General features: G+C 63.4%; 19 protein-coding genes. 11 read left to right on the top strand and 8 right to left on the bottom strand.

Annotated features, from left to right (window positions below; genetic code table 11):
* The 4 genes from ACFU5V_RS41750 to ACFU5V_RS41735 all read left to right on the top strand — a co-directional run.
* The coding region (locus tag ACFU5V_RS41750; RefSeq protein ID WP_378707116.1) for an MFS transporter at positions 1 to 424 on the top strand (424 nt) is incomplete at its 5' end.
* A 202-nt stretch (positions 425 to 626) separates the two neighbouring features.
* Positions 627 to 1382, top strand: a complete 756-nt coding sequence (locus ACFU5V_RS41745) for an SDR family NAD(P)-dependent oxidoreductase (protein ID WP_378707114.1) — start codon at positions 627 to 629, stop codon at positions 1380 to 1382.
* Positions 1383 to 1648: 266 nt separating this feature from the next.
* A complete protein-coding gene (locus tag ACFU5V_RS41740; protein ID WP_378707112.1) occupies positions 1649 to 2770 on the top strand; it encodes a Gfo/Idh/MocA family protein in 1122 nt (373 codons plus the stop codon).
* Positions 2771 to 2997: 227 nt separating this feature from the next.
* Complete coding sequence (locus tag ACFU5V_RS41735) at positions 2998 to 3429, top strand: PPOX class F420-dependent oxidoreductase (RefSeq protein WP_378707110.1); 432 nt, start codon at positions 2998 to 3000, stop codon at positions 3427 to 3429.
* A gap of 181 nt (positions 3430 to 3610) precedes the next feature.
* Here ACFU5V_RS41735 and rimI read toward each other — a convergent pair whose 3' ends face one another.
* Positions 3611 to 4078 carry a ribosomal protein S18-alanine N-acetyltransferase gene (rimI, locus tag ACFU5V_RS41730; protein WP_378707108.1) on the bottom strand — a complete coding sequence of 156 codons (468 nt, stop codon included), beginning with the start codon at positions 4076 to 4078 and terminating at the stop codon, positions 3611 to 3613.
* A gap of 472 nt (positions 4079 to 4550) precedes the next feature.
* Between rimI and ACFU5V_RS41725 the strand changes: the two genes are divergently transcribed.
* From ACFU5V_RS41725 to tatA, 7 genes are all read left to right on the top strand, one after another.
* Positions 4551 to 4955 (top strand): acyl-CoA thioesterase, encoded by a 405-nt coding sequence (locus tag ACFU5V_RS41725; protein ID WP_378707106.1) that lies wholly within the window; start codon positions 4551 to 4553, stop codon positions 4953 to 4955.
* Between the two features lie 598 nt (positions 4956 to 5553).
* The gene (locus tag ACFU5V_RS41720) at positions 5554 to 6198 is read left to right on the top strand and encodes a hypothetical protein (protein WP_378707104.1); all 645 of its coding nucleotides are present in this window, start codon (positions 5554 to 5556) and stop codon (positions 6196 to 6198) included.
* Positions 6199 to 7513: 1315 nt separating this feature from the next.
* On the top strand, positions 7514 to 9022 hold the full coding sequence (locus ACFU5V_RS41715) for a purine-cytosine permease family protein (RefSeq protein WP_378707102.1): 1509 nt from the start codon (positions 7514 to 7516) through the stop codon (positions 9020 to 9022).
* 90 nt (positions 9023 to 9112) lie between these two features.
* The gene (locus tag ACFU5V_RS41710; protein WP_378707100.1) at positions 9113 to 10735 is read left to right on the top strand and encodes a thiamine pyrophosphate-binding protein; all 1623 of its coding nucleotides are present in this window, start codon (positions 9113 to 9115) and stop codon (positions 10733 to 10735) included.
* A gap of 280 nt (positions 10736 to 11015) precedes the next feature.
* Positions 11016 to 12593 (top strand): flavin monoamine oxidase family protein, encoded by a 1578-nt coding sequence (locus tag ACFU5V_RS41705; protein WP_378707118.1) that lies wholly within the window; start codon positions 11016 to 11018, stop codon positions 12591 to 12593.
* 26 nt (positions 12594 to 12619) lie between these two features.
* The gene (locus ACFU5V_RS41700) at positions 12620 to 13300 is read left to right on the top strand and encodes a Rid family hydrolase (RefSeq protein WP_378707098.1); all 681 of its coding nucleotides are present in this window, start codon (positions 12620 to 12622) and stop codon (positions 13298 to 13300) included.
* Positions 13300 to 13470, top strand: coding sequence for a Sec-independent protein translocase subunit TatA (gene tatA / locus ACFU5V_RS41695; protein WP_378707096.1), 171 nt, complete (start codon positions 13300 to 13302; stop codon positions 13468 to 13470). The genes ACFU5V_RS41700 and tatA overlap by 1 nt, the downstream gene beginning before the upstream one ends.
* Before the next feature lie 498 nt (positions 13471 to 13968).
* Here tatA and ACFU5V_RS41690 read toward each other — a convergent pair whose 3' ends face one another.
* The 7 genes from ACFU5V_RS41690 to ACFU5V_RS41660 all read right to left on the bottom strand — a co-directional run bounded on the left by ACFU5V_RS41690 (position 13969) and on the right by ACFU5V_RS41660 (position 19184).
* On the bottom strand, positions 13969 to 14190 hold the full coding sequence (locus tag ACFU5V_RS41690) for a hypothetical protein (protein ID WP_378707094.1): 222 nt from the start codon (positions 14188 to 14190) through the stop codon (positions 13969 to 13971).
* A 180-nt stretch (positions 14191 to 14370) separates the two neighbouring features.
* The gene (locus ACFU5V_RS41685) at positions 14371 to 15528 is read right to left on the bottom strand and encodes an acyl-CoA dehydrogenase family protein (protein WP_378707092.1); all 1158 of its coding nucleotides are present in this window, start codon (positions 15526 to 15528) and stop codon (positions 14371 to 14373) included.
* Positions 15528 to 15968 carry a Zn-ribbon domain-containing OB-fold protein gene (locus ACFU5V_RS41680; protein ID WP_378707090.1) on the bottom strand — a complete coding sequence of 147 codons (441 nt, stop codon included), beginning with the start codon at positions 15966 to 15968 and terminating at the stop codon, positions 15528 to 15530. Before ACFU5V_RS41680 ends, ACFU5V_RS41685 begins: the two co-directional genes overlap by 1 nt.
* Positions 15968 to 17107 (bottom strand): lipid-transfer protein, encoded by a 1140-nt coding sequence (locus ACFU5V_RS41675; RefSeq protein ID WP_378707088.1) that lies wholly within the window; start codon positions 17105 to 17107, stop codon positions 15968 to 15970. Before ACFU5V_RS41675 ends, ACFU5V_RS41680 begins: the two co-directional genes overlap by 1 nt.
* Entirely contained in the window at positions 17104 to 17550 is a 447-nt protein-coding gene (locus ACFU5V_RS41670) for a MaoC family dehydratase (RefSeq protein ID WP_378707086.1), read from the bottom strand. The genes ACFU5V_RS41675 and ACFU5V_RS41670 overlap by 4 nt, the downstream gene beginning before the upstream one ends.
* Positions 17543 to 18001 carry a MaoC family dehydratase gene (locus ACFU5V_RS41665; protein WP_378707084.1) on the bottom strand — a complete coding sequence of 153 codons (459 nt, stop codon included), beginning with the start codon at positions 17999 to 18001 and terminating at the stop codon, positions 17543 to 17545. Before ACFU5V_RS41665 ends, ACFU5V_RS41670 begins: the two co-directional genes overlap by 8 nt.
* A gap of 4 nt (positions 18002 to 18005) precedes the next feature.
* Positions 18006 to 19184 (bottom strand): acyl-CoA dehydrogenase family protein, encoded by a 1179-nt coding sequence (locus tag ACFU5V_RS41660; protein WP_378707082.1) that lies wholly within the window; start codon positions 19182 to 19184, stop codon positions 18006 to 18008.
* Between the last annotated feature and the right edge of the window lie 22 nt (positions 19185 to 19206).

The raw sequence follows: 19206 nt of genomic DNA, 5'->3' as shown, positions 1-19206 counted from the left end.
CATGATTCTGATCGACAAAGCGGGACGTCGGGTGTTCACGGTGCCCCCGCAGTGGATCATGCTGGGAATCTTTCTCGTCCTCGGCCTCTGGTCCGACATCCCAACAATTCTGGTCCTGACCTTGTTCTTGGTCTTCTCTTTCCTGAACGCGATCAACGGTGTCCTGGTCGCTGTGTACCCCAGTGAGCTGTTCCCGACCGAGGTCCGTGGCGTGGGGATTGGTTTCGCGGCGGCAGTCAGCCGGTTCGGCGCGGCGGCGGGCATGTTCTTGTTGCCGGTCGGGATCGACAAGCTCGGGATCAGCTCGGTGCTCCTCATCATGGCGGTTGTCGTCGGGGTCGGCGCGATCATCTCGCAGCTGTGGGCACCGGAAACCAAAGGCAAGAGCCTGGCCGAGTGCGCAGGAGGATGGTCAGGCCACTGATGTCGCGGATCCGTGAGATTGGCTTCTGGTTAAGAGTAGGACCGGCCTTTCGACCCCACTCGCCGACGTCAGGAATTCCGTGAACCCAGCTCACAGCTCGTTGCGGGAATGGCATCAGCCTCGGCAAGACAGAACGAGCTCCTGTCCGTGAAACGCGTTAATTGCCACAGAAATTCATCACCTAATTAGAAGGAGGAAGAACGTGACCTTAACCCCGGGAATGCTGAATGGAAAGAACATTCTTATCACCGGAGCGTCCGGGGGGATCGGTGCAGCCACCGTTCGCCTGGCTCATCGTGAAGGCGCGGTTGTCGTCGTTCATTTTGGATCGAACAAGGCCTCCGCCGAGGCACTGTCTGCAGAACTTGGCCACGACCGGATTCACTTGGTGCAGGGAGATCTCGCCAATCCCGCCGAAACCAATAGGGTGTGGGAGGACGCAGTACGAGCGGTGGGACATCTCGATGTCCTCGTCAATAACGCCGGCGCATACATACCGACACCGATGGATGACGACGAGGCATGGCGGGAGGGGTGGGAACGCAACGTGGCAGTGAACATCATCGCACCCGTCGATCTCACCCGATATGCGATTGCTCATTTTCAGGGACGCGGTGGCGGCATCATCGTCAACGTAGCCAGCCGATCTGCACACCGCGGCGACAACCCCGGGTACTTCGGATACGGGGCTGCAAAAGGTGCACTGCTGGCATTCTCACGTGGCGTCGCCCGCGGACATGCAAAGGACGGTGTACTTTCGTACGCGGTTGCACCGGCGTGGGTCGCCACCGGCCTGACCGGTAAAGCCGTCACCGCTGAGGCGGCCGCCGCACTTCCACTCGGCGAGGTGATCCCACCCGAAGATGTTGCTGAAACCATCGCATTTCTTGCCTCAGGGCGGTCCCGGCACGCCACTGGAACGACGATCGACATCACCGGTGCCGACTACGTCAGGTAACCGAACATTGCTTCGTTAACGATCAAGCAAGTGCCGCCGGGAGCTGTTCGCATAGTACCGGCGGCACGAATGCCCATTCCCCTTGGTGTTTCAGCGAGTCTGACGGATTCGCTGCACGGGAAGCCGCCTCGGCGGTTGATCTCCCTCTTGGCGGTCATGAGTGCTTTGACCCGCCAAGGAAACGTGCTCCGGAGTCCCTCTACAAGTTGGGACCCGGATTTCAGCAAACGCAAAAACCATTCCATCCAGACACAGGAGCACTCGCAATGAGCAAGTCCTTCCGCGTAGGTATCGTGGGCTGCGGAAACGTCGCAGACAACCACTTCCAGTCATACTCTGAACTTCCCGGCGTTGAGGTTGTGGGCGTCTGCGACGTCGATCTCTCTCGCGCGGAGCGCTTTGCCGCTGAACGAAGCGTTTCCCACGCGGTCCAGTCCGTCACTGAACTCATCGCAGTCGGAGTTGATGCCATCAGCGTCTGCACTCCACACCCGACCCACGAAATGGTGGTAACCGAAGCTGCCACGGCCGGTGTGCACATTTTGTGTGAAAAGCCGATAGCAACCGACCTGGCCTCCGCCGAGCGCATGGTGCAGGTAGCCGAGCGCAACGGGGTTACCCTCGGCGTCGTGTTCCAGCGCAGGTACTGGCCAGGTGCCCAAGCACTCCGTGCTGCGATTGACGACGGCCGGCTGGGCCGGCCCATGCTCGGCCATTGCCAGGTGCTCGTGCATCGGGGGACCGATTACTACGACACTGCAGCGTGGCGCGGCACTTGGGCCGCGGACGGTGGAGGGGTACTCATGACTCAGGCCATCCACAACATCGACCTGCTGCAGTGGTTCATGGGGGAACCAGTGGAGGTCAGCGCCAAAGCCGGAGCCTTTGTCCTCGGGGATTCCATCGAAGTCGAAGACACAGCGGCGGCCCTTATCACCTTTGCCTCAGGCGCCGTGGCAACGCTCAGCGCAACGGTTGCGGCATCGCCCAGCCTGGGCAGCCGGATCGTAGTGACCGGCAGCAACGGAGCCACCGTAAACGTCACCGAATACCCCGAAGGCGCGGATGCCGTCAACGACCTGTGGACCGTGCGAGGCGAAGAGCGAACCATCGACCTCTTCGCGGACGGAATCCAGGGCGACATCCCCGTGGCCGAGATCAATGCCCGGCTCGTTCCATTGCACAAACTCCAGGTCGCAGACTTTGTAGAGGCCGTCCGCGAAGGTCGCGCACCCAGCGTGAGTGGGCGTGAAGCGATGAAGTCATTGCAAATCATTGTCGCCATTTACGAATCTGCGAGGACTGGCCTTCCCGTGCGGATCAAGGACGGTGCCGGCGAGCGGGCGGAATTTGCCCATCTTGACGAGGCTGCGGTGGTTGCCGGATGAACCGTGAAGAGCCTGCCAGCTGATCTGGCGGAATAGTTCCTTAGCTTAGCCGCGAGGGCCTGCTCTCGGTAATGCGACGGGCTCACGCCCTCGCGGCTCGGTCAAGATTTCGTTGCTGGTTGTACCAGCGAATGTATTCGGTCAGTTGCTGTTGCCCGTTGTCCCATCAGTCACCCTACTTGCGTCTCGCGGGAATACCGGGTACCCGCCCCGACTTGGACTCGGACATGACTACCACACCGTTCGACCCGCGCACGCTTCTCGCGGAAAGCCGACTCGGAGTCCTCGCGACGATCAAGTCGGACGGCCGCCCCCAACTCTCCCCCGTCACGCCATTTTATGACCGGGAGGCCGACGTCCTCTACGTCTCGATGACCGAGGGGCGGGCCAAGACCGCAAACCTGCGCCGGGACCCGCGCGTCACCCTCGAGGTCACCGCCCCCGACGGCCGATCCTGGGCCACCGCCGACGGCACGGCCCTACTCACCGGCCCGGGCCTAGACCCGCGAGGACCCGAGGTAGAGGCCCTGGTGCACTACTATCGCGCCGCCGCTGGTGAACACCCGGACTGGGACGAGTACCGGGCAGTCATGGTGTCAGACCGAAGGATACTCATGACGATGGCCGTTGACCATGTGTACGGTGCCAGCATCGGCTGACAGACGGTCCTCGTACTCCTCCTGCACAACCATCCGAAGTTGTAGCGAGAATCTCTTGGTTGCAGGACTTTACACAATCGCAGGCGGGCTGCGGCACGTCGTTTCCGAGGCGACAGGGCGGGGATTTCCGACGCCGCGGCCATTAGACGAGATCCATCGTTCAACACAGTGGCGCAACTTGTCAGGTTGACGGTCCTCGACGCCGCATCGTGTAAGCGTCCGCCCCACTGGGCCGGTAGTACTTGCGACGTGTTCCGACGATCTCGAAACCCTCCCGTCGGTATAGCTCGATCGCCGCCGTGTTGTCGGTACGAACTTCCAGGAACACTGAACCGCCGTGTTCGTCGGCGAGTCGCAATAGTTCACTCAGCAGTAACGTGCCGAGTCCCTTTCGCCTGTATGCGGGGTCGACTCCGATGTTGTGAACCTCGGATTCGGGTGAGAACGGGTTGCCGAGCAATGCGATTCCGGCATATCCGATCACGGTTCTGGCCTCGTCCCGAATCACGACGTACCTGTTATGCCGGTGTGCCAGTTCGGACCGGAACGCTTCGGCGCTCCACAAACTGCCGCCTACAAACAACTGGGCCTCCAGTTCGGCGCAGCGTTCCGCGTCACTCGGTCGCATCGCGGTCATCACGACGGTCATTGCTTCCATTCCACCAGCTCGACCGCACGAGTCTTTCGGAGTCACAGCGGCACAGGACGCGCGGCGTCAGTCCCGGTGACTAGTGCTGAGAATTCCGTCGCGTCCAGATCTCCTGGCACGTGAGCCGCAGCGCTCAGGATGGGAGGGTTGGAGCTGCCTGCGTGGGCTGGTGCCCCTGCAGCCACGGCGGCGGACTGCGCCACCGCTGCTCCCTTCGTCTGGGTAGTGCAGGTCGGGGAGGTGAAATCGACGGCGAGAACACGCATGTCCAAGCAGAGTACTCGCACGTTCGTGCCGGGCATCTGCACTTTCCGATCGCGTGTGTAGCGCCGCCGCGGACGTCGACCCTCTCGACCCACACATGGCTCTGTTCAACAGGTCGTGGGCGCCGGCGGAGACACCGGCCCGAACTGCACCCCTCCAGGCGAAAGGGTCAACTGCAGTCGGAGGTCGACGCGGTACGATCACGGCCGTGTACTCCCACCGCATTCGGTATCACGAGGTTGACCAGCAGGGATACCTCTTCAACAGCCGATACCTGGAGATCGCGGACATCGCGATGACCGAGTTCTTCCGTTCACTCGGGTGGCAGTACGACGCGCTCGTGGCGGCGGGGGCGGATCCGTCCGTCGTCAAGAGCGAGATCACCTTCGTCACACCGGGCCGTTTCGATGACGTTCTCGACGCCGACACGGTCCCGACCAAGGTAGGAACGTCGAGTTTCCACCTGCGCACCGTCCTGCGGCGTGGCAAGGTCGTCGTCGCGACCATCGAGAATACTTATGTGAATGTCGATGTGGATGCGGCGCGGTCGCGTCCGCTACCGATCGACGTCGCCGAAGCGCTCAAGCGAACCGTTGAGGTCGAAACCGTTTAGCCTCGTATGCTTCTGGTTCGGGAGGAACCGGTCGCGCGCAGGCCGGTCCTGGTGATCCAGCAGCGGTTGGCGGCCACGAGGTCCACCGTCGCCTCGTCGATTCACCGTCATCGAGGCAGCTCAGCGGCCATCTGTTCGGGTTCGGTGCGAAGCCATTGCCACTCGGATACTCCGGCCTTCCCGCCTGTCCAGCGATCATTCGTTGCACAGCGCCAACCATGCCAGGAGGGCGCGATCCGTAGCATGTGATGCGGGGTCTGCCGGGTGGTGCGAGCGGAGCGAGCCAACCCGTTCCGGCTCAACCGCGATTAGATGATCGTATAGGCGCGCACCAGAGATTCTTATCTGCGTCGTATTTCATGCCGAACGATCGGTGGCCATACTGCGGTTGCCAGTTTGTCGAGGAGGGGTCGCAATGGCTTCAACCAAGCCACGAATCTCGCTGATTCCCGCTCGGTGGGTGTCTCCGCTGTGGGATGAGCGGATTTTTGTTTGACCTGCTTGTCGCCCTCCGCGGGCGACTGCGCAATGACATTGACTCCCTGCGGCTGCTCAGCGCCGAGCGTGGTGAGAAGCACTATGATGGGAGCCTGCAGCGGTGATTGATCCACGTTTTGTGCTTCTGGGAGCGGCCTTTTCGTTGATCGGTACCTTCATCTACGCAGCCCTCACGGTGCGCGGTGTGGTTCGGCCGAATCGGGTGTCTTGGTTCCTCTGGGGCGCCGCCGCCATGATTGCTTTCTTCGCCCAACTCGCCGACGGTGTCGGTTTGCCTGCGTTGTCGACGTTGGCTTTCGGACTGGGTCCTTTCGCGATCATCGCAGCATCGTTCACCAATCGTCTGAGTTACTGGCGGATCTCCGCTTTTGACCTGTCTTGCGGTTCGGTTTCGGTGGTGGCACTGGTCTTGTGGCTAACGTTCGATAGCCCGCTGTTAGCGGTCCTGGCCGCTCTCACCGCGGATGTGATCGGCGGAGTTCCCACGATGGTGAAGGCGTGGCAACACCCGGAGACTGAGCGATCATTTGTGTATGTGTTCGGTGCGCTGAACGGCAGCATCACTCTGCTGAGTCTCCAGGCTTGGAGCGTGGTGGAGGTCGCCTTCCCTCTCTATCTGGTGCTTCTCGGCGTCAGTCTCGCGACCGCGGTCCGGGTCCGTAACCGCAAGCGGAAACGATTGGCGCTGACCGACGGCCGACTGGTGAAGGGAACTGATTACGTTGAACCTACGCCAGGGAATTGATGGATCAGACTTTCCCTTGGTTCGAGCCAGTGCAAGCCGTCGGCCGCCGCCGACTGACGATCTGGCGGTCACCACCGGACTCATCGAGCCGAGGTCGCCGGGGTTGCCTGTGGAGGCATACCTCAGACCGTCGCCTACCCGGTCAACCGGCTCGGGATGGCGCAGTCGTTCGTATGAACGCGGACGGGCGTTCGCCAACGGCCGCACCTCGACGCCCGCCTGCGCACGGGGCTCAACGTATCTCTCGGTGACCGTGCGCACTGGCGGAAATAGCGACGTTGATTATGTTTAGCGCAGCGACAGGTTCGGATCCTGGACGCGCGCCCGGCCAGGTCGCCCCCACACCGCGACACTCGCGGCGATTCCGCACACGGGTCGATCGATTGTTGCCCTCTCAGCCTGGCCACGATGTCGGCCGATCTACGCGCTGAGTACGACGAGTGTGAAGATCGGTTCGTCCCCAGCCACATCGGCCGGCCGGGCTTGCGCCATCTGAGCCGTGGGGTCGATGCCGACCATGGCCTGGATGAGTTCTCACGCTTGGCGCGACGCCCCGGGCAATGCCTGTCAATGACGGAGTGGGCCATCGAGCTGCCGTCATCCGACTCAGAGCGCTGATCACCGGATGGTGCCCAACGACACCGCGACCGGGAGTTGCGGGACCCTACGACATTGCCTGCCCTCCTCCAACACAGGACGGGGCAAGGCGAGTTCACGCACCTGCAGTTTTCATGACCGATACTGCAGACAACGCACTCGGCAATGGGGCGTTCTCGTCGGCGTTTCGGTTGTCGAACCGAGATCGCGTATTCGCCATTCACACGTCGGCCCTCATTGCGTACAGCGGCGCAAGATCCTCGATTCGGTCAGGTTGCGGGACTGACGCGTCACGAGGGATGGGTATTCGGCCGGTACATCGACGTGAATCCGATCCGCGTAGTTCACTCCGGGCGTCGGCGCACCGTGTCTCCATCGACATCAGCGTCAGCGATGCGTCCCGCGCGGATTGCGTTACCTAATCGATCGTACAACTTCACCCTGCCGATTTAGACACGCGTCATATTCCCTCAATCAGTGATCTAGGTCATAGTTTCCTTGCCTGAAGCGATAGCAACAGCAGCCACGGACCGGAGTTGTGCAGCGGCGCAACCACCCACATGACAGCGGGTCGACTGAGCACGCCGAGCGTCGACTCCTCCCTCGACTCACCCCGCGGCCTCGATGCCATCGCGTCAGACAAGGACCACGCGTTGATCACCGCTGACCGTACCGACGGCCTTTCCCGCTTGAACGGAGAATGAAGATGACATCTGACATGTCGCCAACCTCGGAGGCCGATGCCTCCAGTATCGCCGGGGTGGAAGTCCGATCGATCGGGTACATACCTAGATCCGAGCGGTTCGGCCGGCCCCGGAACCAGTTCACGCTGTGGTTCGGGTCCACGCTGAACATCACCGCGCTGGTGACCGGTGCCGCCGCGATGCTCATGACCGGCGAGGTGCTGTGGACAATCGTCGGCCTCCTCGTCGGGTTGCTGTTCGGTGGAACGGTGATGGCCCTGCACTCGGTGCAGGGACCACGGTTGGGGCTGCCGCAGATGATCTCCAGCCGAGCGCAGTTCGGTGTGTACGGCGCCACTATTCCGCTCGTGCTGGCGTTGGTGATGTACGTCGGATACGCGTCTGTCGGCAGCATTCTCGCAGGCCAGGCCATTGGCGAACTGACTCACATCTCCGACCGCGCTGGGATCATCGTCTTCGGTTTGCTGACCGCGCTGGTCACCATCGTCGGGTACCGCTTGATCCATGTGATGGGCCGGGCCAGCACCGTCATCGGATCGATCGCGTTCATCTTCCTCACCTACCGCATGGTCGTGGACGTCGACCTCGGCGACCTGCTGGCCGACTCGCAGTTCTCGCTCCCGAACTTCCTGCTCGCGGTCGCCCTGGCGGCGTCGTACCAGGTGACCTTCGGGCCGTACGTGGCGGACTACTCGCGCTATCTGCCGTACGAGACCTCGTCGGTGAAGACCTTCACCCTCACGCTCAGCGGCACCGTCCTGGGCACCTTTTGGGGGATGTCGTTCGGGGTGCTGGCGGCGGCGGTGGCGGGACCGGCGTTCCGGGACAACGAAGTCGGCAGCGTCGTCGCGATCGGCGGCGCCGGCCTCGTGGCCGCCTTGCTCTACTTCGCCATCGCCTTCGGCAAGCTCACCGTGAACGTGCTCAACTGTTACGGCGGGTTCATGTGCCTGGTCACTGCCGTCACCGGATTCCGCGGCTACCGCGAGATCGCCCCGCGCACCCGCACTCTGACCATCTTGTTCATCATGCTGATCGCCACCCTCATCGGGCTGTTCGCCAGCGAGAACTTCCTCTCCTCGTTCTCGTCGCTGCTGCTGTTCCTGCTCGCGTTCTTCACCCCGTGGAGTGCGATCAATCTGATCGACTTCTACTGCATCTCGAAGGAACGCTACGATGTGCCGGCACTGTCCGATCCGAATGGTCGGTACGGCAAGTGGAACACCATCGCCATCGTCAGCTACTTCCTCGGCCTGCTGGTGCAGATCCCGTTCCTGTACACCACCTTGTACACCGGTCCGATGGTCGAGGTCCTCGGTGGTGTCGATGTGTCGTGGATCGTCGGGCTGCTCGTCCCCGGCATCGTCTACTACGTGTGGTCACGACTGGCGACCCCGGTCTACCCCGGCTTCAACATCCTCCCGGACGACGCCACATACTGCGCACCAGCAGATCCCACGCGGACCGGGTCGGTGGACGTTGCCCCGGCCGACCGATCCACCGTCGGAATCTCCCCCTCGTGAATACCACAGGATGAGATCAGCACGCGCACTTGCGTATCGACTGATGCGAACCACCCAATTCTCCGCGCACAGCACGGAACGGAAGGAATCATGAAACTCTACTCGGTGATCGGATCGCTGGTGGCCTCGCTGGACACCGACGCAATGTTCGGAGTCATGGGCGACGCCAACCTGGAACTCGTCGCCAGCTTCCGAGACCAAGGCCATCGCTATGTGCGCGCGGTGCACGAGACGGGCGCCGTCGTCATGGCCGACGCCTACTTCCGGGCAAGTGGTCGTATGGGAATTGCCACGGTCACCCACGGTCCGGGACTGACGAATGCGATCACCGGACTGACCGAGGCGGTACGCGCGCGAAGCGAAGTGCTCCTCATCTCCGGCACGACCCCACCGGACCCGATGGATCCCGGGTACGAACAGCGGATCGACCTTCAGCAGGTAGCCGCCACTGCCGGCGCGATCTACGAGCAGGTGTATACCCCCGCGTCGGTCGGTCGCGACCTCACCCGTGCCCTGCAGCGGATGCGGAGCGAACGTCGTCCGGTATTGCTCGACGTCCCGGCCCGGATGGTCCACGACGACTGCCCTGAACCGCAGACCCTGGAACCCATCGCGTGGGCGGGCCCACGCCGGCCCACGGAGTCCGAGCTCGATGCCACACTCGGTCTCATCACGAGCGCGAATCGCCCCATCATCATCGCCGGTCGCGGCGCGGTCGTCTCCGGTGCGGCGTCGTCACTGGTCGAACTGGCCGAGAACATCGGTGCACTGCTCGGCGCCAGTGTCCTGGCCAAGGACATCTTCGCCCGGGAGAAGCGCAACATCGGCATCATGGGCAATCTGTCGCACGAGGCAGCGCAAAACGCACTCGCCGAGGCGGACTGCATCATCAGCTTCGGCGCCAGCCTCAACAGCATGACCGTCGCTGACGGCGACCTCATCCGGGGGAAGAAGATCGTCCATGTCGATCTCGACCCCGCCGCGATCAACCACTTCTCACGGGCCGATCAGTGCATCGTCGGAGACGCGAAGGCCGTGGCCGACGCCATGAACGACGTCCTGCGCGAGACTGGTTGGACGGCGCGGCACACTGACTGGGTGGACCGTCACATCTCGGCGCTGGCATCGCATTCGACGGCACTCACCGATGAGCACATCGCCGATGGTTTCGTCGATGTGCGCGCCGCCGCAGCGGCCCTCAACGACGCACTGCCGGAGTCCTTTGGTGTGGTCAGCGACGTGGGCCGCTACAACGCGGGAACGTGGCCGTACATCCACGCCGACGATCCCCGCGACTTCCTGGGAATCAGCGCCTTCGCCTCCATCGGCCTCGGCGTTGCCGGTGCGATCGGAGCCGCGATCGCGCGCCCCGGCCTCCCGATTGTGCTGCTCGTCGGCGACGGCGGCCTGATGATGAGCGTGAGCGAGATCAGTACCGCGGTGCGCGAGCAGCTCCCGATCATCATTGCCGTATTCAACGACGACGTGTACGGGTTCGAGTACTTCCGTCTGGAGCGATTCGGCTTCGACCCTGACTACTCGAAGAACGATTTCGCCGACTTCGCCGGTATTGCACAGGGATTCGGTGCGCCGGGACGTACGGTTCGCTCGGTGGACGACATCGACGCGTGCACCGACCTGTGGCGAGCAGGACTGACGGGACCGGTCCTGCTGGATGTGAAGATCGACCCTGCTCACAATCTGATTCAGTAGCGACGTCGACACCACGGTCGGGGCGGCGAGGGATGCGGATCAGTCCACCGCAGGGCCGGGCCCACGGACTATCGGTGGAGGAACTGGGTCCGGCCCAACAGAGCATCTCGGCGATACCCCTTCTCTGGTGTCGGCAAGCGAGGAAACACACCGGACGGCGGCGGGAAACCGCAGGATCCGATCCTTTTGCGTCCCGAGTTGGAGCCCGGACTGACGTCCGGATCTTCGTATGGACGCACGAACGTAGGGGTGCGGAATGACACACACACGACGATCTTTCATGAAGGGCCTCGGCCTCGCCGGGGGAACGGGGCTGGCGTATGGCGCGATGTCCACGATTGGACTCGCTCCCTCCGCGGCTGCTCCGAATCGCGGTTTTCAACCGCTCAGAGCCGGCGATCTGATCGGCACAGTGACGGGCAACCACTCGGTGGTCGTCCTCGGTGGTGGACCTGCCGGACTGTGTTCGGCATACGAACTGCGGAAAGCCGGCTACAAGGTCACCGTTCTCGAAGCCCGCACTCGCCCGGGTGGGCGGGTGTGGACCGTTCGCGGCGGCACCGAGGAAACCGATCTCAACGGCGAAACGCAGAAGTGCACCTTTTCGGAGGGGCACTTCTTCAATCTCGGCGCGACCCGTATCCCCCAGCACCACATCACCCTCGACTACTGCCGCGAGCTCGGAGTGCAGATCGAGGCATTCGGCAACCAGAATGCCAACACCTTCGTCAACTACACGAGTGATACGTCCGTTTCGGGGCAGTCGGTCACCTACCGGGCGGCGAAGGCCGACACCTTCGGCTACGTCTCCGAGTTGTTGCAGAAGGCCACCAATCAGGGTTCGCTCGACCAAGTTCTCACACGGGAGGACAAAGATGCACTGTCGGAGTTCCTCCGCGGCTTCGGCGATCTCTCCGATGACGGCCGCTACCTCGGCTCCTCCCGCCGAGGATACGATTCCGAACCCAGGGCTGGATTGAACTTCGGCACGCCGAAGAAGCCGTTCTCCCTGCAGGACGTCATCCAAGGAGGCCTCGGCCGCAACTTCAACTTCGAGTTCGAACACGACCAGGCGATGTTGATGTTCACCCCGGTCGGCGGCATGGACCGCATCTACTATGCCTTCGCCGATGCCGTCGGCAGCGACAACATCGTCTACGGCGCCGAGGTCACGTCGATGAAGAATGTTTCCGACGGCGTCACCGTGGAGTACACCGTGAACGGCGCCCGGAAAGCGATCACCGCGGACTTCGCCATCTGCACCATCCCACCGCATCTGGTCAGGCGACTGCAGAACAACCTGCCGTCCGACGTACTGTCAGCGCTCAAGGGAGCCCTACCGGCGTCGTCGGGAAAACTCGCCATCGAGTACTCCCGGCGATGGTGGGAGATCGAGGACCGCATCTACGGCGGAGCATCCAACACCGACAAGGATATCTCCCAGATCATGTTTCCATGGAACAATTTTCACTCCGATCGCGGTGTGGTCGTCGCCTACTACAGCAGCGGCAGAAGGCAGGAGGGTTTTGAATCACTGTCTCATCGGCAACGCCTTGCGAAGGCTCTCGCCGAGGGCTCCGAAATCCACGGCGACAAGTATCTTCGTGACATCTCGTCGTCGTTCTCGGGGAGCTGGCGGCGCACCAAGTACTCGGAAGCACCGTGGATCAGCTGGGTCGGGGGCGGCTCGGAGCTGAAGGCACCCACCCCTGAATTCACCAAGCTTCTCGATCCCGTCGAGAAGATCTACTTCGCCGGCGACAACTTGACCAACTCGATCGGCTGGCAGCACGGTGCGCTGTGGTCGGCGCGAGACGCTGTCACTCGCATACACGAGCGCGTGGCTCAACAGTCGTGAAACCCATCAAGCGAGGAGTACTCACTGTGAAATCCATCCGATCCACCGCGTTTGTGGCGGCGCTCGCCGCGTGTGCTCTGACCACCGGCGCAACGGCGTGTTCCACCGACACCGCGGACGCTGAGGTGCCCGGCGATACCTTCCAGGCCAAGACCGTGCTCGAACCCGGTCAAACGAACCCGATGATCGCCGAGGGAGTGGCACTCGGCGGCGGGGCAGCAGTCTACAAGTCGAGCGGGATCGGTCCCGCTGCGGCGAACAAGTCGGCGCCGGAGGGTACGGCCGAATCGTTCATCAATTTCAATATCGACACCTTCGAGGGTGGAGTACTTCCCGCCGGTGTCACCATCACCGAAGCACAGGGAATCAATGCGCTCCTGATGATCCAGGACAACCTCCGAGCCCAGGGACTTACGCTACAAGACGTCGTGACCATGCGAGTGTTCCTCGACAATGCTCCCGGGACCGACCGGGCCGACTACGCGGGCTGGAACCGCGCCTACCGGCAGTTCTTTGCCAATACCAACGTCGACACAGATGACACCGAACTGGTTCCGTTGGGGACTGCGGCACCCTCAGCACCCATCGAGCGGAACCCGGCTCGTCCGAGTCGGTTTGCACTCGAAGTCGCTAGTCTCCCGGTCCCTGGATGGCTCGTCGAGGTAGAGGTGGACGCGATCTACCCGGAAGGCAAGGAGCCGAACTAGTGGGTGCCATGAGTCCCTCCCACTGGGCGATAGTCGCGGTGGTTCTCCTTGTCCTGTTCGGGGCCCACAGGTTGCCCGACGCCGCTCGTGGTCTCGGACGTTCCGTGCGGATCTTGAAGACTGAAGTCGGGGAACTGCATGACGACTCACCCGACAACGACAAGCGGTGATCTGAACTCCGCGCGCACGGAGGGAAGCTTCGCGAGAGGTGTGCACATGCGAGCGCACGCGGAGTGAGCTCAGGTGCTACAGCGGACGGCGGCACGAAGATCGTTGTGTGCTTACTGGTCTGTTCCACCGTCGGCACTCGAGACAGAAACGGCGTCGTTCGAAGGAAGCGTGCCTCCTTCGGCGCCGCCGCCGAACGAGGCCGTCCACCTCGGACGCAGGTGGACGGCAGGCGTCGGCCACGGCATCTACGAGGCGAGTCACGTCCTGCGGACCGTGCGTGGACCGGCATTCACAGTTCAGCCCTTCGTTACACCATTCGCACTGCGCCACTGTGAAGTGGCTCGCCTTCCACTGCGGTCTACCGGTTCTCGCCCGACAGCATCGAGGATCCTGCGGAGGGCCCCGGGCAACAGTCGACAGCCAACTGCCACGTCCTCGTCGGCCGGACATCTACCACCTGGCCGGTGCAGATCAGCCGCATTCCGGACCTTCCACCTTCACGCAATCACCGAGGTCCGGGAGTCCTGGGTGACACCCGGGCGGTGGAGGTGATACGGCATGTCGTCGACAGCAGACACCGCGACAGCCGCCCGCTCGGCGCAGGTCGCGGTGGCATTCCCGATGTCGTGCGGCAATTCACCGCGCACCCAAGGGCCGGCCAGGCGACCCACCCGATCGGGCAGCATCGAATTGCCGAACGTATCGGACAGGCTCGACAAAGCCCTCGATGCAGAAGACGCGCGGCAGCTGACTCAGGCGGTTTCCACTGCCGCCGTCGGTGAGTCAGCCACCGCGCGTTCGAATTTCGATCATCTCGACTCAGCCTCTGCGAACATGTGTCCGCTCCCCCGAGTCCGTGTCGAGCGCTAGATCGAGGATCTAGCGCACTGCTGGGCTGTTCATCCCCTGGCCAGGGACCGGGAGATGATGAGCCGCAGAATCTCACTGGTGCCCTCGCCGATCTCGTCGAGCTTGGCGTCCCGCATCCATTTTTCCGCCGGGTACTCCCGTGAGTAGCCCCATCCGCCGAGTGTCTGCACCGCGCTCCAGGCGCAGAACATCGCGGTCTCCGATGCGAAGACCTTGGCCATGGCCGACTCCACATTTCCGGACTCGCCCGCGTCGATGGTCTTCGCGGCGCGCCACACCATCATGCGGGCTGCCTCGATGCGGGTTGCCATGTCTGCCAGACGGAATCCGATCGCCTGGTGATCGATGATCCGCTTACCGAAGGTGGTGCGCTCCTTCGCGTAGTCGCGGGTGTATTCGTAGGCGGCGCGTGCGAGCCCTACCGAGCCGGCGGCCACCAAGGTACGAGACTTCTCAAAGGCACTCATCAATCCGGCGAATGCCGCACCTTCCTCGCCCAGTCGGCGGTCGGACGGCAGGAAGATGTCGTCGAAGAACAGCTCGTTGCAGAGCATGCCGCGCTGTCCCATCTTCTTCATCGGGGCACCGATGGTCAGGCCTTCGTCATCCGGCTCGACGACGAAGGCGGTGATTCCCTTCGAGCCCAGCGATGGATCAACGGTCGCGAAGACGACGATGAAGTCCGCCACCTGGCCGTTGGAGATCCAGGCCTTCTGCCCGTTGAGCCGGTATCCGCCGTCGACCGGTCGTGCATGACTCTTCATCGCCGCGGAATCGGATCCGGCGCTGGGTTCGGTGATCGCGATCGCGGTGGGCTTGGCGTCGAGGCCGACCGTGCGCGGCATCCACCGTTCCCGCTGCGCATCCGAACCCAAGTTCAGGACCGGCAGGGTGTGGAAGCCGTTGGAGGTGATCAGCTGCCCCAGCCCGACGTCGCCCCAGCACAGCTCCTCGTACACCAGCGCCGAGGTGAAGACGTCGGTCAGTCCGTCGCCGCCAACCTCCTTGGGCAGCATGTAGGTGGTGAGACCGACCTCCGTGGCTTTGCCCCACAGGTCCCACGCCATCTCGTGGTCGGCTTCGTCGATCCTGCTGGCGATCGGCCGGACTTCGCTGCGCGCGAACGACTGACAGAGCTCCCGGATCGCGGTCTGTTCGTCGGTGAGTTCGACGAGGTCGATGGGCATTACTTCACTCCTTCGTGCTGCGACGTGACACCGATGTGTCCGGTGACGGGTCGAGCGGTGAACACGGGGTCGCCGGGGTTGTCGAACGAAATCTGGACGGGCATTCCGGCATGAATGTCGTCAGGGGCGCAGCCGTCGATCGTCGAGACGATCCTGATGCCTTCGTCCAGTTCGATCAGTCCCACGGTGTAGGGCAGTTGATCGGCCAGCGCCGGGACAAGAGGCACATGCACCACCACCCAACTGAAGACGACACCCGCGCCGGGGCTCTCCTGCCAGGTGCTGCTCATCGAGCCGCATGCGCCGCACACCGGCCCCGGGGGCCACCGATACTGGCCGCAATCCGCACACGCCTGCAGGCGCAGCTGTCCTTCGTCGCATCCGGCCCAGAACTCGGCGGTGTCGTGGTCGCGAATCGGTTGCTGGAGTCCTCGCAACATCATCTACTCCTTCGCAGAAGAACCGCGGAAGAGGTGCCGGCCGTCGCACTGCACGACAGCGCGGTCTCCGCGCCGTTGACTTGGGCCGTCGAATCTCCGCGCAGCTGCCGGACCGCCTCGATCACGTGGGAGAGGCCCTGCAGGTACGCCTCGGAATGGTTGCCGCCGTGTGTGTTGACGGGCAGGCTGCCACCGAGTTCGATGTTCCCGTCCTCGACGAACCGGCCACCTTCGCCCGTGGGGCACAGGCCAAAGGATTCGAGGGCGATGATCACGAACGGCGTGAAGTGGTCGTAGACCATCGCGACGTCGACGTCGGACGGTGTGATGCCGCCGGCCCGCGACCACAGGTCGTTCGCGCAGTGCACTGCCTCACTGACGTCGAGGTCGGTGCGGAAGACTGCCGCGGCGCCGCCGCCCGGGCCTGAGGCCTGGGCTCCGGCGACGATTTCCACCGGCCGGCGGGCCAGATCACGCGCCCGGTCAGCGGTGGTGATCACCACCGCACACGCGCCGTCGGTCTCGATGCAGCAGTCCAGCAGTCGGAGTGGGTCCGCGATCATCCTCGAGTTCTGGTGGTCCTCGAGCGTGATCGGTTTGCGCATGACCGCCGCCGGGTTCTGCATGGCATGGCGGCGCATGGCGACCGCCACTGCGCCGAACTGCTCACTGGTGGTGCCGTACCGGACCATGTGCCGGCGCGCGAACTGCCCGAACTGGGTGACGGGTGCGACCATTCCCCACGGGATCTGGAACGCTTCTGCGCCGCGTGCGGGTCCGCCTTCGTCGCCTTGGCCGATCCGTTCACCGGAGCGTCCATTCAGCGCCCGATAGCACAGCACGGTCTCGGCGAGTCCCGCTTCGATCACCGCTTTGGCCTGAGCGATCACCGCATTTCCCGCCGGGCCGCCGTCGCCTACTTGACTCATCCAGCGGAGATTGCCGAAGCCGAGGTGGGTGCCGAGGGTCAGTTCGTCGATGTTGTCCCAGTCGTATCTGATGACCGCGTCGACGTCACCCGGCCTCAGGCCGGCGTCGCCGAGGGCGCCGAGGATCGCTTCGGCGGCCAGGGACAGTTCGGTGCGGCCGGAGTTCTTGCTGTACTCGGTTTGCCCGATTCCGACGATCGTTGCTGTCATTGGTCGTCTCGCGCGACGAGGAAGGTCTCGGTGCCGGTGCTGACCGTCTGTCCGTCCTGGTTGACGATGGAGCAGGACAAGGTCACCACTCCACGATCGGGCTTGGATTGGCTGGGCCGGACTTCGTCGACGACGTACTCGGCGTGGATCGTGTCACCGGGGTAGACCGGCTCGATGAAGCGGCGTTCCATGCCCAGGTAGGCCAGCATGCGCCACTGCTTGAGGTCGCTGTTCAAGCCGCTTTGCACGGTGACCAGGAGCCAGCCCTGGGCGATCCGGTCACGGAACGGTGTCTGGTTCTTGATGTACACCAGGTCCGAGTGCAGCACCGAGTAGTCACCGGTGATCGACGAGAACGACGTGATGTCGGCGTCGGTGATCGTCCTTCGGCTGGAGGTGAACCTGTGCCCGACGGCGATCTCGTCCAAGGAGATCTCAGTCATTGCCTTCTCCCTCTGTATCGACGAGGACGACATCTTGTCCCTCCATCACCTGCACGTTGTTCTGATCCCGGATCACGAGCCCGAGCGTGACCACCAGCCGCTTGGGATTGGCGGAGGTCGGACGCACATTCTCGACCGAGTACACGCCCGAGATCGTGTCCTGCGCTCCGACCGGTCCGGTGAAGCGGCGACTGGTTCCGAGGTAGCTGATCACCGGCCAGGCGTCGAGCTCGGACCGGAGACCGGTCACGATGGAGGCGATCAACTGTCCGTGCGCGATCCGCCGCCCGAAGGGGCCCCTCTTGGCGAATTCCTCATCGATGTGAAGCGGGTCGAAATCGTTGGACAGGCCGGAGTAGTTGACGATGTCCGTTTCGGTGATGGTCCGGCGTGCGGTCGTGAACGCGTACCCGGGCTCGAGGGAGACCCTCAGTTTGTCTGCACTGATCATGTTTTTAGTAGCTCCTCGGCAGTCCGCAGCGCTCGGCGATGATGTTGCGCGCCATCTCGTTCGACACCGGGCCGGAGACCATGTCGCGGGCGTCGCGGTGGAACCGCATCAGATCCGACTCCTCGGTCAGGCCGTAGCCGGCCTGGATGCGCAGGGCGCGGTCGGTGGCGTTGACCGCCGCCTCTCCTGCTGCGTGCTTGGCGACGGCGGCCTCGAGCACACAGTTGCCGCCGGTGGCTTCGATCGCGGCGGCCTCCTCGTTGAGGTGTTTGGCACCGGCCAACTCGACGTAGCTCTGCGCGAGGGGGTGCTGAACCGCTTGAAAGGTGCCGATGGGGCGGCCGAACGCCGTGCGCTGCAACGCATAGTCGCGGGCGTCGGTCCACGCCGCTTCGGCAATACCGACGGCCATGTAGGCCTGGAGGATGCGCTCGTGGTTGAGCGTGCCCAACAACGCCTCGAGCCCCTTGCCGCGGGTGCCGATGATCGCGTCTTCGGGCGCGAGGGCGTCGTCGAAGAAGATCTCGGTGGTGCCGGCAGCACGCAGGCCTGCCATCTTCAGGCGGCGCACGTTGACCCCGGGCTGATCCCGCGGGACGAGGATCAGCGAGAGGCCGTTGCTGTTGCGGCCCTCCGTCGGTTCGTCGGTGCGGGCGAGGACGATCAAGGTCTTCGCGTCGGCGGCCAGGGTGATGTAGAGCTTCTGACCCGACAGGTGCCACTGCCCGTCGCGCAGGGTGGCCCGGGTCTTGATGGCGGCGAGGTCGGTGCCGGTGTCGGGTTCGGTGAGGCCGAAGGAGATCAATGCATCGCCGGCCGCAAGCCCGGGCAGCAGACGCTGCCGCTGTTCGTCGTTGCCGTGCATGCTCACGAACTTGCCGGCCATCGAGACGACCATGTAGCCGGCCGCCATCGATGCGTAGCGGCGCCCCAACTCCTCGATGACGGTGTAGTCGTATCGCACGTCCGCGGAGCTGCCGCCGTACTCCTCACCGAATCGCAGTCCCGTGACGCCGAGCTCGGCGAGTCCACGCCACAGGTCCACCGGGACCGTCCGCGCCTCGTCCAGCTCACGGACACGTTCGCGACTGAGATGGCGATCGAGCCAGGCTCGCAGTGAATCGCGGAGCAGACCGATCTCCTCTGCCGTCGGTGCCTGGGTTGTTTCCTCGATGGTCGTCATGGAAGACACTTCCTTTTCTTCG

The sequence above is a fragment of the Rhodococcus sp. NPDC057529 genome (assembly GCF_042802055.1).
Lineage (GTDB): Bacteria > Actinomycetota > Actinomycetes > Mycobacteriales > Mycobacteriaceae > Rhodococcus_F.
The sequence above is the reverse complement of the archived record's forward strand: the minus strand, read 5'-3'. Positions and strand labels throughout refer to the sequence as shown.